Source organism: Pseudodesulfovibrio sp. lm2024, from assembly GCF_051175575.1.
Classification (GTDB): domain Bacteria; phylum Desulfobacterota; class Desulfovibrionia; order Desulfovibrionales; family Desulfovibrionaceae; genus Pseudodesulfovibrio; species Pseudodesulfovibrio caledoniensis.
In genome coordinates, this window is the sequence record NZ_CP195092.1 from 1,026,969 (window position 1) to 1,041,839 (window position 14,871).

Consider the following 14,871-nt stretch of genomic DNA (forward strand, 5'->3'; position numbering starts at 1 on the left):
GAATTCTAATCATTATAATAGCGTGTTAGGTTTATTCTTCAGATTGGGCCTTTGTGACCCTTCTGCCTTCAATTCTGGGTCAGCGTGACCCCGGGAGGTGGGTTGCCGTAATCATATGTTGTAATTTCAAGCTGTTATCTGTTGTATCTTTTTGACACACGAATTGTACGCGAATGGGTCAAAATATCATGGCATGAGTACGTATAAAAAAACCGTTACAGTAACGGGTTCTCAGGTTGGGTCATAGTGTAAATAGGATGATGTGAGAGGGGGGACTACCCCAGTCCGAACTTCTCGATCTTGCGGTAAAGGGTTTTCCGGCCGATGCCCAGGGCCTTGGCCGCCTGGAGCCGGTTGCCGTCGTAAAACTGCAGGGCGCGCTGGATGTGCTTGCGCTCCATCTCCTCCAGGGAGAAGACGGTGCCGTCGCCCTGGTCCGCCACATGCTCCACCAGCTCCCGGGGCAGGGCCTGGTTGGTGATCACGCCGCCTTCGGCCAGGATGATGCTCCGTTCAAGGACGTTACGCAACTCCCGGATGTTGCCGGGCCAGTCGTACTGCGTCAGGCACTGCACGGCCTTGTCGGTGATGGTCAGCCGTTCCCGGCGCATGGCGATGCTCATGCGGCCGAGGAAGTGCTCCACCAGCAGCGGGATGTCCTCCTTGCGCTGGGAAAGTGGCGGGACCTGGATGTTGAAGACGTTGATGCGGTGGTACAGGGCCTCGTTGAACCGCCCGGCCTCTACCTCCTCGGCCAGGTTGCGGGAGGTGGCGAACAGGAAGCGGATGTCCACGTGGCGTTCGTTCTTCTCGCCCATGCGGCGGTACATCTTGGCCTCGAGCACGCGCAGCAGCCCGCCCTGGACCTCCAGGGGCAGCTCGCCGATCTCGTCCAGGAACAGGGTGCCGGTGTCGGCGTAGGTCATCAGTCCGTCGCGGTTGTCCGTGGCCCCGGTGAAGGAGCCGCGCGTGTGCCCGAAGAGCTCGCTGCGCATGAGCTCCTTCTGCAGGGTGGCGCAGTTCTTGACGATGAACGGCCGCTCGCTGCGTTCGCTGTGCTCCTGGATGGTGTGGGCGACCACGTCCTTGCCCACGCCGCTTTCGCCGGTGATGAGCACGGCCACGTCGGTGGGGGCGACCCGGCCGATGAGATATTTGATCTGTTTGATGGGCGCGGAGTTGCCCACCAGCTTGGAGGACGGCACGGTCTGCTTGGAGTGCCGGAAGCTGCGGTTCTCGCGCTGCAGGCAGACCCGCTGGTAGGCCCGCTCGATGACCATCTCCACCCGGTCGAGGTGGAAGGGCTTGGTCACGTAGTCGTAGGCCCCGATGCGCATGGCCTCGACCGCGTTGTCGATGTTGCCGTGCCCGGTGATCAGGATGACCTCGATGTCCGGGTAGGCGGTCTTGAACTTGACGAGCATGTCCAGGCCGTCGCCGTCCGGCAGGCGGATGTCCGAGACCACCACGTCGTAGTGGCCCTTGGCGAATTTCTCCAGCCCGATGGCGGCCGAGGGAGCCGTGTCCACGGTCCGCTCCTCGGTGCTCAATTCGTGCTGGAGCAGACGGAGGATGGATTCCTCGTCGTCGATGACCAGAACCTTGTAGCCGTTAGCCATGGCGGCCTCGTTTATCGATGGGCAGGGTGACGGAGAAGCACGTTCCGGTGCCGAGTTCGCTGTTGACCGTGATCTCCCCGCCGTGGTCCTGGACGATGTGGTAGCAGGTGGCCAGGCCGATGCCGATGCCCTTGCCCACGGGCTTGGTGGTGAAGAACGGCTCGAAGAGCTTGTCCAGGTTCTTTTCCGGGATGCCGCAGCCGGTGTCGCTGACCGCCATGCGCACACCGTCTTCGTGGAGGCAGGTGGACACGCACAGCTCCCCCTCCTCGCCGATGGCGTCCACCGCGTTGGTCAGCAGGTTCAGGGCGACCTGCTTGAGCTGCGCCTCGTCGCCGTAGATCATGGGCAGGGTTTCGGACAGGGACATGGAGACCGTGAGCTTCGGGTGGTTCTTGAAATGGTGCTGCAGGATGCGGATGGTGTCCTTGACCACCTGGTTGATGCTGACCTGGTTGAAGTCGGCGACCATGGGACGGCTGAAGGTCAGCAGGGTCTGGACGATCTTCTGGCAGCGCGAACACTCCTTGAGGATGGTGTCCGTGTATTCCTTGAAGTCCTCGTAGAGTTCGTCGTCCACGAGATTTTCCAGCCGGGGCAGGCGGCGCTTGATCCCCTCGGCGAACCCGGCCACGGCGGCCAGCGGGTTGTTGACCTCGTGGGCCACGCCCGCGGCCAGCATGCCGGTGGTGGCCATCTTCTCGGCCTGGTAGAATTTCGCCTGGTATTCCTTTTCCATGGTTACGTCGCGCTTGAAGATCAGCACCCGGTGCTGGGGCAGGTGCGGGTTCTTCAGGGGGGCGGCGACCATCTGGAACTGCCGGTTGCGTCCGCCCACGCGGAAGATGGCCGTCTCCCGGCAGACCGCGTCGGTGCTCAGGGACCGGAAGGCCGGACATTCATGGCACGGGTAGTTGGTGTGCCGGAAGACCTCGTAGCAATACCGGCCGATGGGGTTGATGCCCGGGAACAGCTCCAGGAAGACATGGTTGACCGAGATGATCTCCAGGTTTTCGGAGAGGACCATCATGACGTCGGTGATGCCTTCGAGGATGGCCGCGATCTCGAGGCGCTGGTCCTCGGACTCCCGGTGGCTGGCGGTCAGCTTCTCGATGCTCTGTCGCAGTTCCTGAAAGAAGTTGAGCTTGCTGTGCTCAAGCCCCATGAGATCTTCGAGTGTCGTCTTTGAGGTACTCACCATGCAGCCTCGCATATGCTCATCAGGTCCCGGCAGGTCGCTTCCCTGGGGTTGGTCATGGTGCAGGCGTCGGGCAGGGCCTTGTGGCAGAGCAGTTCCAGTTCGCTGTCGTCGGGCAGGATGTCGTTCAGCCTACAGGTGGCGCCCAGGTCCAGGAACAGCTTTTCCAGATACTCGATGCCCAGCATGGCCTGCTTCTCCTCGGACCGGCACTGTACGCCGGTGATCTGAAAGCCCACCCGGGCCAGCTTCTTGGGCCGGGACATGAGGTTGAAGCGCATGACCGAGGGGAGCAGCACGGGGTGGACCATGCCGTGCAGGACGTCGAACCGGCCGCCGATGGAGTGGGCCAGGGAGTGGGCGATGCCCAGGCCCGCGTTGCTGAAGGCCATGCCCGCCGCCGTGCTGGCGATGCTCAGGTTCTTGAGCGCCTCCGGGGATTTGGAGTCCACCGCCTCGCGGACGTTTTCCATGAACAGCTGGATGGCCTGCATGGACTGGGGCTCGGTGAACGGCGAGGCCATCCGGGAGACATAGGACTCCACGGCGTGGGCCAGGGCGTCCACGGCCGAGGCGGCGATCAGCTCCCGGCTCTTGGTCATCAGCAGCATGGGGTCGATGATGGACAGGTTGGGCACCAGCGAGCGGCTGATGATGGACATCTTCACCTGGCGCTCCACGTCGGTGATGATGCAAAACTGGGAGACGTCCGAACCGCTGCCCGCGGTGGACGGGATGAAGATCATGGGCGGCAGGGGGCGCATGATCTTGTTGGCCCCTTCGTAGTCCCGGATCTTCCCGCCGTTGCCCACGATGGTGGAGATGCCCTTGGCCGCGTCGATGGGGCTGCCCCCGCCGATGCCGACGATGACGTCCGCCCCGTGCTCCACGTACAGTTCGGCCCCCTTGTGGACCTGGACGTCGCGGGGGTTGGAGCTGACCTCATTGAAATAGACGCATTCGATGGAGTCCTTGCGCAGCAGGTCCATGACGACCTCTACCCAGCCCGCCCTTTCGACCCCGGGGTCGCTGACCAGCAGGACGCGCTTGGCGCCGAGACGTCGCGCGCATGGCGCAAGGTACTTTATGCTGCCGTTGCCGAAAATGACTTCCGGAATGGCGAATTTTGTGATGAGCATGACATCCCCGCACGAATATTGGTGTGCCTGATGGTACTCAGTTTCCTCCGACTTAGGCAAGCCCTTTGCCGAGGTTCTCGTTTTTGCACCGGGCAGTGTTCCCGGCGGGCGCGGCCCAAGGCGCACAGCCCGGACGGGCTGCGCGTCGTCATGTTCCGCCGGTCCGCAATCCGGTCGACCGACCGGAACCGGAGGGGCCGGAGAATGAAAAAGAGGCCCCGCGCAGATAGCACGCTGCGCGGGGCCGGGAAACTCCGTTCGCCATGTTGCGCCAGGTCCGATGCGACGGCTTACGGAGGTGTTCAACGAGTCTGTTCGAAAGGATCGCCGGTTCCGTTGCCGGGAATCCCCGCGATCCTTTGGAGCAGTCTGTGAAGCGAAGCGGGAGAAACCCGGGGCGGGGGGATGCCCCGCCCCGGGGTAGTGGTTCTAGTACAGGCCGGTCGGGTGGCAGGAGGAGTTCGCGCAACCCGTCATGTCCTTGTCGCCGGAGAATTCCTCCTGATGACAAGAGAGACAGGAGGCGTGTCCTTCGCTCTTCACGTGCATGGCGCGGAAGTAGGACTTGGGACCCTGGGCGTCGGGCGCGGTGTCGGTGTGACAGTTGGCGCAAGACTCGGGCGTGTCCTTGACCTCGTTCTTGTGGTGGCAAGTGAAGCAGTCGATGCCTTCGTGGCTGGAGTGGTTGAAGACAACCCCCAGATCACGCTCGCTGCGTCCCCGGATGACATTGATCTCAAGATCATCGTCGGGCGCGTCGATGGAGGCGACCAGCTCCGCCTGGGCAAAGGCCAGCACTGCGGTGAAACATACACACAGCAGGCACATGATGAATACTTTTTTCATGATATCTCCTTTTGGTATGTATGGTTCTAGGCTTTGTTGCCGGGACGGAAGCGACCGGCGAGCAGGCTGCGGCGATCAATGCCGTCCCTGCCGGGGGCGTTGTTCATCAGCTTGCGCCCGTCAACCGAGGCGAGCAGGTTGCCGTTGTAGCTTTCCGGCGGGGCGGTGCAGAGGTAGATGACGCGCACGGACTCGGGGTCCGCGAGGTACGCGTCCGGGTTGGTCTTTTGCACTTCCTCCAACCGCTTCCTGGCCAGGGCGAGCATCTCTTCCCGGTTGCCGAAGTTCATGGTGCCGGTGGGGCAGCTCTGCACGCAGGCCGGAAGACGTCCGGCCTGGACGCGGTCCAGGCACATGTCGCACTTGAACCACTGGCCGCTCTTCCCGTCCATGCGCGGCACGTTGTACGGGCACAGCTCGTCGCTGGCGACGGTGTCGCCGATGGCGGCCGTGCGGCTGTTCATGACCACGGCCCCGGTCTCGGGGTCCTGCACGATCCCGTTGTCGCAGTACATGTTGCCGATGTACTTGCACGGGGGTTCGATACAGTGGCGGCACTGCTCCGGGAAGAAGTACCACTGCAGGTTGCCGTTCGCGTCATGCGCTTCGTTGAAGCGGACGAGACGGATGGTCTGGAACGACAGGTCCTGCGGGTTCTGGTGCGAGCCGACGTTGCGGGTCTTCTCGGCAGGGAGGTTCTTCCACTGCTTGCAGGCGACCTGACAACCGCGGCACGCGGTGCAAAGGGACAAATCAACGAAAAAGCTTTTGCCAGTCATTTATTTATCCCCCTCTTTCCACTTGCGCAGGTTGACCATGAACGCCTTGTATTCCGGAATACCGGTGTTCGGATCGCCGACGTTGGGCGTTACGATGTTCGCGGAATCGCCGCCGTCCACGGGCATGACCCAGCCGTAGTGCCACGGCATGCCGACCATGTGGACGTCGTTGCCGTTGACCTTGTAGGGCCGAATCCGTTCGGTGACCATGGCGATGGCCCACAGGGAGCCTCGGACGCTCTCGATGGTGACCTTCTCGCCGTTCTTGATGCCGCGAAGCTCCGCCAGTTGCGGGCTGATCTCGACGAACATCTGGGGCTCGGCCTCCACCAGCCAGCTGCACCAGCGGGTCATGGACCCGGTCTGCCAGTGCTCGGTCAGGCGGTAGGTCGTGCCGACGAACGGGTAGCGCGGATCGCAGACGGCCTTTTCCTCGTTCAGGATCTGGACCGCGGTCGGGTTGTGCAGCGTCTTGGAGAACGGATGCTCCTTGACCGGGCATTCCAGCGGTTCGTAGTACTCGGGCAGCGGACCGTCCGCCCGGCCCGGGCCGAACAGCTGGCCGAAGCCGTGCTTGCGCATGATGAAGGGATGCTTGGCGCCGGGGGCCCAACCGCCGTCGGGCACGTCGCCTTCCCATTTCTTGCCGTTCCATTGGATAACGGTCCGTTCCGGGTTCCACGGCTTGCCCTGCAGGTCGACGGACGCTCTGTTGTAGAGGATCCGCCGGTTGACGGGCCAGCACCAGGTCCAGTTCGGGAACAGGCCGATCTTGGCCTGCAGCGGGGTCTGGGTGGCGTCGTGGCGTTCGGCCTTGTTCTCCGTGTCGCTCACCGAGTTGCAGTAGAGCCAGTTGCCGGAGGTGGTGGAGCCGTCGTCCTGGAGGAAGGCGAAGCTGGGGACCTGCTGGCCCTTCTTGTACAGCTTGCCCTTGATCTCGATATCCCTGGTGAACCAGCCGTTGATGAGCCTGGCCGTCCGCTGCGCGCTGAACTCCATGTGGCCATGTTCGTTCTTCTCGCACATGTTCTCAAAGCTCAGACGGGTGATCGGCTCGGGGTACGCGCCGCCCTCCTTCTCATAGAGGCGGACCATCTCCTCCCACAGTTCGTGGAAGTAGTGGCCGTCGGTCAGCACGCCGCCCTTGGGTTCCGGACCGGCGTAGCGCCACTGCATCCAGCGGCCGGAGTTGGAGACCGAGCCTTCCTTTTCGATGGCCGTGGCGCAGGGGATGAAGAACGTCTCGGTCTTCACCTTGGCCGGGTCCATTCCCGGGCCCTTCCAGAAGCTGGAGGTCTCGCAGTCGAACACGTTGACGTTGACCATCCAGTCCAGTTCGGACAGGGCCTTGCGGGTCTTGATGGAGTCGGAGCTCGAACAGGCCGGGTTCATGCCCCAGATCCACGCGCCGGTGAATCCGCCGTTGTACATGCGGTCGATGAGCGGGATCCAGGAGTACACGCTCGCCTTGTGGTTTTCCAACTTCGGCAGGTAGCTGTAGGAGTCCTTGGGGTCGTCATCGGAGTACATGGCCTTGAGCAGGCTGGCGGAGTACTTGGGATAGTTCTGCCACCAGTTGGCGCTCATCGGGTCCTTGGTCACGGGCGCGAACTTCTTGTTGTACTGGTCCAGAGTGTCCAGTCCGGCAAGGGGGGTCGCGATGTAACCGGGGAGGATGTGGTAGAGCAGGGCGTAGTCGGTGGAGCCCTGGACGTTGCACTCGCCGCGCAGCGCGTTGACGCCGCCGCCCGCGATGCCGATGTTGCCCAGCATGAGCTGGATCATGGCCATGGCGCGGATGTTCTGCACGCCCACGGAGTGCTGGGTCCAGCCCATGGCGTACATGATGGTCCCGGCCTTCTTGGCGGTGCCGGTGGCGGAGTACAGGTCGTAGAGTTCCGTCAGGTCTTCATGGGAAATGCCCGACATGTTGGAGACGTTGTCCAGGGTGTAGCGCTCGTAGTGCTTTTTCACGATCTGGAAAACGCACCGCGGATGCTTGAGGGACTTGTCCTTCTTGGGAACGCCGTTCTCGTCCATCTCGAACGCCCACTTGGACTTGTCGTAGGAGTTGGTCTTGGCGTCGTACCCGGCGAAGAGGCCGTCCTCGAAACCGTACGCCTCGCCAACGATGAAGGAGGCGTTGGTGTAGTCGCGCATGTAGTCGAGGAAGTAGCGCTTGTTGTCGATGATGTACTTGATCATACCGCCGAGCACGGCGATATCGGATCCCGAACGAAGCGCAATGAACTTGTCGGAACGTGCGGACGTACGAGTGTACCGCGGATCAACGTGGATGATCTTTCCGCCCTTGGCTTGCGCTTTCAAGGCCCATTTGAAGGAAATGGGATGGTTTTCGGCAGCATTGCTGCCCATTATCAAAATGCAATCACTGTTCTGAATATCATTCCAGTGGTTGGTCATCGCACCGCGTCCGAACGACTCTCCCAGAGCCGCAACAGTGGCGCTGTGTCAGATACGGGCCTGATGTTCGAGGTAGACGATACCCTGGGCGCGCATGAAAGCGTGCATTGCGTAACATTCTTCGTTGTCCAGCGCGGCGGAGCCGAGCGAGGCGACACCCATGTTACGGTTGACGACCTGGCCCTTGTCGTTCTTCACCTGGAAGGACTTGTCGCGGGATTCCTTGGCGAGCCTGGCGATGCGCTTCTTGCACCAGTCCCAGCTCTTTTCCTCCCACTGGCCGGAGTACGGCGCGCGGTACAGGCACTTGCCGGTACGCAGGTCGTTCTCGGTCATCTGGATGGAGCTTGCGCCCTTGGCGCAGAGGGAGCCTTCGTTGATGGGGTGGTCGGGGTTGCCTTCCACGTTGATGGCTCGCTTGGTCTGCAGGGAGGTGGTGACCACCAATCCGCAGCCGACGGAACAGTAAGCGCAGACGGAGGTCGTTTCCTTGCTCCATTCGGGCTTCATTTGGGCTATCTTTGCGACCGCTGTTTTCTGGCATCCCGCGCCGAGGCCGGCAAAGGCCACGCCGAGCGCGGTTGCTGAGGACAGCTTCACAAAATCACGACGATTCAGTTTCATGCAATGGTCCTAGAGTTGTAGTTATCGTCCACGAATCTCACAGCCGAGCACTGTAAGGAGTCTATAGCCGGAGAGCGCCGCAGGAGGCTCGTGACGGGTCATGCCGTCGCGAAACGAGTCCGGAGTCCAGGCGATGACCTGAACCCGCAGCGTTTCGGCATGCCGCTCACAAGCTTCGAGAGACAATCCGAGACCTCCGAATGGAAGATCGACTGTGCCCCGCGCTGTTAGGGGTTTTTCACTGTGTGCCAAATGCACCTCCATGGTCCTTGCTTTGTGCTTTATACACAAAGGTTTTGGTGTCTAAGTGGAATCGGGGAAGACGGCAATGGGAAGCGACTTTACCAGGGTTGGGCACAGAGCGGGGAAGGTCCGGGAGAGGACGGATGTTTCCAGCCATTACCCGGTGTTGGCCTGTGCGTCTGGCCAGGCCCTGCGCGGGGAAAGGCGTCGTTCGCCCATGGCCGCTTGATTTCGGGCGGATCAGGGTGGGGCGCGAGGAGTGCGGGATCAGTCCACGGCGTGGGCCGGTTCCGCCCCCAGGGGGCGCAGGATGCGCTCCAGCACGCCCTGGAGCTTGGAGATGGCCACGCCGTAGTTGGTGATCGGCACGCCCCGGCGTCGGCATTCGGCGATGCGGCGCAGCATCTCGGTGCGGCCCAGCATGCACGCCCCGCAGTGGATCACCAGGGCGAAGCGCTCCAGGTCCTCGGGGAAGTCGTGGCCGGCGTAGACCTCGAAGTTCAGGTCCCGGCCCGTGTACTGGGTCATCCAGCGGGGAATCTTGACCCGGCCGATGTCGTCGGCCACGTCGTGGTGCGAGCACGCCTCGCCGATGAGCACGGTGTCGCCGTCCTTGAGCGTGTCGATGGCCGAGGCCCCGGCCACCAGGCTGTCCAGGTCGCCCTTGTAGCGGGCGAACAGGGTGGAGAAGGTGGTCAGGGGGATGTCGTCCGGCACGTCTCCGGCCACGCTCATGACCACCTGGGAGTCCGTGACTACCAGGGCGGGCGGCGTGCGCATCCCTGAGAGCGCGGCCTCGATCTCCCGCTCCTTGACCACGGTGCCCAGGGCGTCGCAGTCGAGAATTTCGCGCAGGACCTGCACCTGGGGCAGGATGAGGCGGCCCTTGGGCGCGGCCAGGTCGATGGGCACCACGCAGACCACGTGGTCGCCCTCGCGGATCAGGTCGCCGAGGATGAGCCGCTCCTGGCGGTACTCGGGCGGCACGCTGTCCATGAGCAGGCGCTTGAGCCGGTCCACGCCCTGGCCCGTGGCCGCCGAGACGTGCAGGAACGGGGCGTCGAGCCCCTCAGGCGTGTGCGCTTCGGGCTTGTGCGTTTCGGGCCGCAGGTCCGCCTTGTTCCAGGCCACGACGTGCGGGACGCCGAGGCTGCGTATGGTTTCGAGCAGGCCCTTTTCGTGATCGGTGATCCCTTCCTCGCCCAGGACGACCACGGCCACGTCGCAGCGGCAGAGGACCTTTCGCGTGGCCTTGACGCGCAACGCGCCCAGCTCGCCCTCGTCGTCCAGCCCGGCCGTGTCGTAGAAGGTCACCGGGCCCAGCGGCAGCAACTCGTAGTGCTTGGCCACCGGGTCCGTGGTGGTCCCCGGCGTGCTCGAGACGATGGCCGTCTCCTGGCCGGTCAGGGCGTTGATCAGGGAGGACTTGCCCGCGTTGCGCCTCCCGGCCAGGGCGATGACCAGCCTGACCCCGCGCGGGGCCTTATTCGACATGGTCCCTCCTCGGGGAGAACCCCTTGGCGGCGGAGGAGACGAAGCCCATGGCCGCGATGGTCTGCCTGGCCGAATCCAGGGACGCGGCCCGGTCGAGTCCGTCGGCGTTCTTGCCGGGATAGATGGTGTAGTCGCCGCGCACCTCGGCCGGGGTGATGGACGGCATGAGCACGTTGCACCCCCTGGCCAGAGCCTGGGCGCGGCTGTCGGGCCGCAGGGCGTCCAGGGCCGAGGTGGCCGGGATGTTGGCCTTGGGGTTGAGCAGCCGCAGCAGGGCGGTCATGCGCTGGGACAGGATCACCGAGCCGGGCGGGAACGAAGCCAGGGGTGTGTCCGGGGTGGGCACGAACGGGCCCACCGCGATCATGTCCAGATCGAGCTCGGTCAGAAAGAGGATGTCGCGCACGGCGTCCAGCAGCGTCGCGCCGGGCAGTCCGACGATGACCCCGGAGCCGACCTCGTAGCCGAGGCGGCGCAGCTCCTCCACCCGGTGCAGCCTAGCGGTGAAGCTCTCGCCCTTGCGCAGCTCCTTGTAGCGGGCCGGGTCCGTGGTCTCGAGCTTGATCAGGCAGCGGTCCGCCCCGCAGTCGCGCCAGTGGGCGTATTCGTCCAACCCCCGGTCGCCCAGCGACAGGGTCACGGCCACGTCGTGGCGCTCCTTGATGGAGCGGATCAATCCGCCGACCGTTTCCATGGAATAGGCCGTGTCGTCCCCGGACTGCAGGACCACGGTCCCGGCCCCCTGGGCCACGGCCAGATCCACGCTTTCGAGGATGGTTTCGGCGTTCATGCGGTAGCGGTTGAGATGCCGGTTTCCGGCGCGCAGGCCGCAGTAGCGGCACTGCTTGTCGCAGACGTTGGAGAATTCGATGATGGCCCGCAGGAAGACTTCGTTGCCGAATATCCACCTGCGCATCTCGTGGGCGCGGGCGAACAGGAAGGCGTCGTTGGAGCCGGTCAGCAGGTCGAGGATGTCGTGGGTGTTCATGGGCTTTGCGGGGCCGGGCTTTCCCGGCGGCTGAGGTTGCGGGCGGAGTCGGGGGCCAGCGCCCGGCAGGCGCACATGGCCCGGGCGCACTCGTTGACCAGGCGGAAGGCGGCCACGGCCTCTTCGTCCGCGTGGGGCGGCGGCTTGCCCGCCAGGGTCCAGGCCAGCAGGGTGGGCACGTCCGCGCGGATCATGCCCCAGAACCCCTGCGGGGCGTGGCTCCCGGAGTGGGCGTACTGGCCGAAGATGATCACGTCGTCCACGATGAGCACGGGCAGGCAGGGCAGCCGCCGGGCCGGGTGCAGGCGCACCTTGTCCGGGTGGCCTGCGGCCAGCTCGCTCATGTAGCGGTGGGACAGGGCCACCTCATCGTCCGTGGCCTGGGTGGAGATGCCGAAGCGCAGGGCGTCCAGAAAGGGGCGAACCCACGGCTCGCGGCTGTCCGGCTCCAGGACGATGATGTCCAGCCGCTCGAAGTCCGGCCGGGACAGGGCCGTGGACAGGGCGTCCCGGTGCGGCTTGGAGCGGGCGAACGCCCCGTACACGGCCGCGTGCAGGATGATCCTGCGGCCCGCGGCGAACAGGGCCGGGGTGTCCAGCCGTTCGATGCCGACGAAGAGCTTCATGGCCTGCGCACCTCCTCGAATTCATCGGGCGTGAAGCCCAGTTTGCACAGCCTCCGGGGGGAGAGCAGCCGTTCCACGGCCTCCTTGGAGGCGACGCCCGCCGCCTCGATCTCCTCGGCCACGGTCCGGCCGTTGTCCCCGGCGTCCTTGACGATCCGCTCCACGGCCTCGTAGCCCAGGGCCGGGACGAGCACCGTGGCCAGGGCCGCGCTGCGCTCCACATGGCCCCGGCATTGGTCGGGCCGGGATTGAATGCCGTGCACGCAGTCCGCGGTCAGCCCCCGGCAGGACGCGGTCAACAGGGTCAGCGATTCGAGCAGGGAGTGGGCGATGAGCGGCAGCAGGTGGTTGAGCTCCAGCTGGCCCAGCCCGGCGGCCAGCCCGACGGCCTGGTCGTTGGCCATGACCCGCAGGGCCGCCTGGGTCACGGCCTCGGGCATGACCGGGTTGATCTTGCCCGCCATGATGGACGAGCCCGCCTGGAGCGGGGGCAGGGTGATTTCGCAGAGTCCGGCGGCCGGGCCGCTGGACAGCAGGCGGAGGTCCGAGGCGATCTTGAGCAGGTTGGCCGCGCACGCCTTGAGCATGCCCGAGACCTCGGCGAAGACGTCGGCGTTCTGGGTGGCGTCGACCATGTTTTCGGCCCGGGACACGGGCAGGCCGGTTATCGACGCCAGGTTTCCGGCCACGGCCAGGACGTAGTCGCGCGGCGCGCCCAGGCCGGTGCCGATGGCCGTACCGCCGAGGTTGACCCGCTTTAACCGCTCCCGGCATTTGAAGATACGCCAGCGGTCGCGGGCCACGGCCTCGGCAAAGGCCGCGAAGGTCATGCCGAGCGTCATGGGCACCGCGTCCATGAGTTCGGTGCGGCCCGCCTTGACCACGTGGCTGAACTCGGCCTCCTTGCGCTGGAGCCCGTCCTGGAGGTTCGAGACCGCCTCCTCCAGCCCGGTCAGCTGCGTGAGCACGGCCACGCGCAGGGCCGTGGGGTACACGTCGTTGGTGGACTGGTGCATGTTCACGTGGCGCAGGGGATCGACCAGCTCGCGATCGCCCCGCGCGCCGCCCATGAGTTCGGCGGCGCGCGAGGCGATGACCTCGTTGAAGTTCATGTTCGTCGAGGTCCCGGCCCCGCCCTGGAAGGCGTCGACCACGATCTGGTCGTGGAGCGCGCCTTCGGCGATCTCGGCGCAGGCCTCGCCGATGGCCCGGCCGCGCTCCCCGGACAGGTATCCGAGGAGCGCGTTGGTCCCGGCGCAGGCCTGTTTGACCCGGGCGAAGGCCCGAATGAAGGCCGGAGGGAGGCGGTATCCGGAGAAGGGGAAATTGCGCACGGCCCGCGAGGTGTGGACGCCCCAATAGGCGTCCGCGGGAATGGACACGAGGCCCAGCCCGTCGCGCTCGATCCGGGTACCTTCCGGCCTTTTGTTCGGCATCTTCCGCCTCGGCCCGGGGTTACAGGTACAGGTCCCGCTCGCCCGCTTCCATGCGCGCCAGCCGGTCGGTCAGCAGATGCTTGCGGTCGGGGTCCGGGAAGTTCTCCACCTCCTTGCGGATCAGGGCCTCGCCTACGGCCTTGGTTTCCTCCGAGGCGTAGTCCTCCAGGTATTCCTTGAAGGTCAGCAGCCCGTTGGGCAGGCAGAATTTCTGGATGAACCCGGTTTTGGCCAGTTCCATGAAGTGCTCGCCGGTGCGGCCCAGCCGGTAGCACGCCGTACACCAGGACGGCACGTAGCCGTGCTCGCCCGCGATGGACCGGATGACCTCGTCCAGGCTGCGGCTGTCGCCCACGCAGAACTGCTGCACGTCGGGCCGGTCGTATTCCGGGTCGGCGTACGCGCCGGGATAGGTGCGCGAGCCGCCGGACAGCTGGGACACGCCCACTTCGATCAGCTCCCTGCGGAACTCGGAATTCTCGCGGGTGGTCAGGATCAGCCCGGTGTAGGGCACGGCCAGCCGGAGCACGGCCACGATCTTCTTGAACTCGTGGTCCGTGGTCGGATAGGGCGGGTTGTAGGCGATGTCCGCGTTGAGGGCGGGCTCCAGCCTGGGGAAGGAGATGGTGTGCGGCCCCACGCCCCAGTCCTTTTCGAGCTGGCGGGCGTGGTGGAGCAGGCCGAGGACCTCGAAGACCGGGTCGTACAGGCCGAAGAGCGCGCCCATGCCCACGTCGTCGATGCCCGCCTCCTGGGCGCGGTGCATGGCGTGCAGACGCCACAGGAAGTCGCGCTTGGGTCCGGACATGTGCAGCTTCTCGTAGGTCGGCCGGTGGTAGGATTCGTGGAAGCACTGGTAGGTGCCGATGCCCACCTCGTGGAGTTTGCGGAATCCCTCCACGTCCAGGGGCGCGCAGTTGATGTTCACCCGGCGGATCTCGCCGCTCTTCTTCGAGGTCACGGCGTATACGTCGCGCACGGTCTGGGCGATCCAGTCCGCGCCGAGCTTCGGGTGCTCGCCGTAGACCAGGAGCAGCCGCTTGTGGCCCAGGTCCTCCAGGACCTCCACCTCGCGCTTGATCTCCTCGGAGGTCAGGGTGCGCCGGTCGAGCTCCTTGTTGGTGTCCTTGAAGCCGCAGTAGGCGCAGCGGTTCTTGCATTCATTGGTGATGTACAGCGGGGCGAAGACCACCAGCCGGTTGCCGTAGATGGCCTTCTTGATGTGCATGGCCGTCTCGAAGATGGCCTCGTCCAGGTCGAAGTCCTTGTTGTACAGCAGGGCGGCGGCCTCGTCCGGGTCCAGCCCCAGCTTTTCCCTGGCCTTGGCCAGGATCTCCCGGATGCGCCCGGGGTCCGGGTTTTCGAAGCGGGCCATCTCTTCCCGGATGGTCGCTTCGTCCACGAAATTGTGCAGGCCCTCGCCCAGCGTGCTGTCCTGTTTCATCGGTTGCCTCC

11 protein-coding genes are annotated in these 14,871 nt (G+C 64.7%); all 11 read right to left on the bottom strand.

Going from position 1 to position 14,871, the window contains the following annotated elements; all coding sequences use genetic code 11:
* Positions 1-275: 275 nt before the first annotated feature.
* The 11 genes from ACR42D_RS04585 to hydG all read right to left on the bottom strand — a co-directional run bounded on the left by ACR42D_RS04585 (position 276) and on the right by hydG (position 14,860).
* Positions 276-1,619 (bottom strand): sigma-54-dependent transcriptional regulator, encoded by a 1,344-nt coding sequence (locus ACR42D_RS04585; protein WP_484565687.1) that lies wholly within the window; start codon positions 1,617-1,619, stop codon positions 276-278.
* A complete protein-coding gene (locus ACR42D_RS04590) occupies positions 1,612-2,820 on the bottom strand; it encodes a two-component system sensor histidine kinase NtrB (protein ID WP_484565688.1) in 1,209 nt (402 codons plus the stop codon). The genes ACR42D_RS04585 and ACR42D_RS04590 overlap by 8 nt, the downstream gene beginning before the upstream one ends.
* A complete protein-coding gene (locus tag ACR42D_RS04595) occupies positions 2,814-3,956 on the bottom strand; it encodes an iron-containing alcohol dehydrogenase (RefSeq protein ID WP_484565689.1) in 1,143 nt (380 codons plus the stop codon). The genes ACR42D_RS04590 and ACR42D_RS04595 overlap by 7 nt, the downstream gene beginning before the upstream one ends.
* Positions 3,957-4,385: 429 nt before the next feature.
* Positions 4,386-4,802 (bottom strand): cytochrome c3 family protein, encoded by a 417-nt coding sequence (locus ACR42D_RS04600; RefSeq protein ID WP_484565690.1) that lies wholly within the window; start codon positions 4,800-4,802, stop codon positions 4,386-4,388.
* A gap of 26 nt (positions 4,803-4,828) precedes the next feature.
* Positions 4,829-5,581, bottom strand: a complete 753-nt coding sequence (locus ACR42D_RS04605) for a 4Fe-4S dicluster domain-containing protein (protein ID WP_484565691.1) — start codon at positions 5,579-5,581, stop codon at positions 4,829-4,831.
* Positions 5,582-8,629 (bottom strand): formate dehydrogenase-N subunit alpha, encoded by a 3,048-nt coding sequence (gene fdnG, locus ACR42D_RS04610; RefSeq protein WP_484565692.1) that lies wholly within the window; start codon positions 8,627-8,629, stop codon positions 5,582-5,584. It abuts the gene before it with no gap.
* A gap of 510 nt (positions 8,630-9,139) precedes the next feature.
* On the bottom strand, positions 9,140-10,366 hold the full coding sequence (hydF, locus tag ACR42D_RS04615; protein ID WP_484565693.1) for a [FeFe] hydrogenase H-cluster maturation GTPase HydF: 1,227 nt from the start codon (positions 10,364-10,366) through the stop codon (positions 9,140-9,142).
* Positions 10,356-11,354 carry a [FeFe] hydrogenase H-cluster radical SAM maturase HydE gene (gene hydE, locus ACR42D_RS04620; protein ID WP_484565694.1) on the bottom strand — a complete coding sequence of 333 codons (999 nt, stop codon included), beginning with the start codon at positions 11,352-11,354 and terminating at the stop codon, positions 10,356-10,358. Before hydE ends, hydF begins: the two co-directional genes overlap by 11 nt.
* Entirely contained in the window at positions 11,351-11,980 is a 630-nt protein-coding gene (locus tag ACR42D_RS04625; RefSeq protein ID WP_484565695.1) for a hypothetical protein, read from the bottom strand. The genes hydE and ACR42D_RS04625 overlap by 4 nt, the downstream gene beginning before the upstream one ends.
* On the bottom strand, positions 11,977-13,416 hold the full coding sequence (locus ACR42D_RS04630) for an aspartate ammonia-lyase (RefSeq protein ID WP_484565696.1): 1,440 nt from the start codon (positions 13,414-13,416) through the stop codon (positions 11,977-11,979). The genes ACR42D_RS04625 and ACR42D_RS04630 overlap by 4 nt, the downstream gene beginning before the upstream one ends.
* 19 nt (positions 13,417-13,435) lie before the next feature.
* Positions 13,436-14,860, bottom strand: a complete 1,425-nt coding sequence (gene hydG / locus ACR42D_RS04635; RefSeq protein WP_484565697.1) for a [FeFe] hydrogenase H-cluster radical SAM maturase HydG — start codon at positions 14,858-14,860, stop codon at positions 13,436-13,438.
* Positions 14,861-14,871: the final 11 nt, after the last annotated feature.

What these genes read in the sequence shown, in the direction of transcription:
- hydG (WP_484565697.1), bottom strand. Translation starts at nt 14,860, where the DNA reads ATGAAACAGGACAGCACGCTGGGCGAGGGCCTGCACAATTTCGTGGAC.
- ACR42D_RS04585 (WP_484565687.1), bottom strand. Translation starts at nt 1,619, where the DNA reads ATGGCTAACGGCTACAAGGTTCTGGTCATCGACGACGAGGAATCCATC.
- ACR42D_RS04605 (WP_484565691.1), bottom strand. Translation starts at nt 5,581, where the DNA reads ATGACTGGCAAAAGCTTTTTCGTTGATTTGTCCCTTTGCACCGCGTGC.
- ACR42D_RS04595 (WP_484565689.1), bottom strand. Translation starts at nt 3,956, where the DNA reads ATGCTCATCACAAAATTCGCCATTCCGGAAGTCATTTTCGGCAACGGC.
- hydF (WP_484565693.1), bottom strand. Translation starts at nt 10,366, where the DNA reads ATGTCGAATAAGGCCCCGCGCGGGGTCAGGCTGGTCATCGCCCTGGCC.
- ACR42D_RS04600 (WP_484565690.1), bottom strand. Translation starts at nt 4,802, where the DNA reads ATGAAAAAAGTATTCATCATGTGCCTGCTGTGTGTATGTTTCACCGCA.
- hydE (WP_484565694.1), bottom strand. Translation starts at nt 11,354, where the DNA reads ATGAACACCCACGACATCCTCGACCTGCTGACCGGCTCCAACGACGCC.
- ACR42D_RS04625 (WP_484565695.1), bottom strand. Translation starts at nt 11,980, where the DNA reads ATGAAGCTCTTCGTCGGCATCGAACGGCTGGACACCCCGGCCCTGTTC.
- ACR42D_RS04630 (WP_484565696.1), bottom strand. Translation starts at nt 13,416, where the DNA reads ATGCCGAACAAAAGGCCGGAAGGTACCCGGATCGAGCGCGACGGGCTG.
- ACR42D_RS04590 (WP_484565688.1), bottom strand. Translation starts at nt 2,820, where the DNA reads ATGGTGAGTACCTCAAAGACGACACTCGAAGATCTCATGGGGCTTGAG.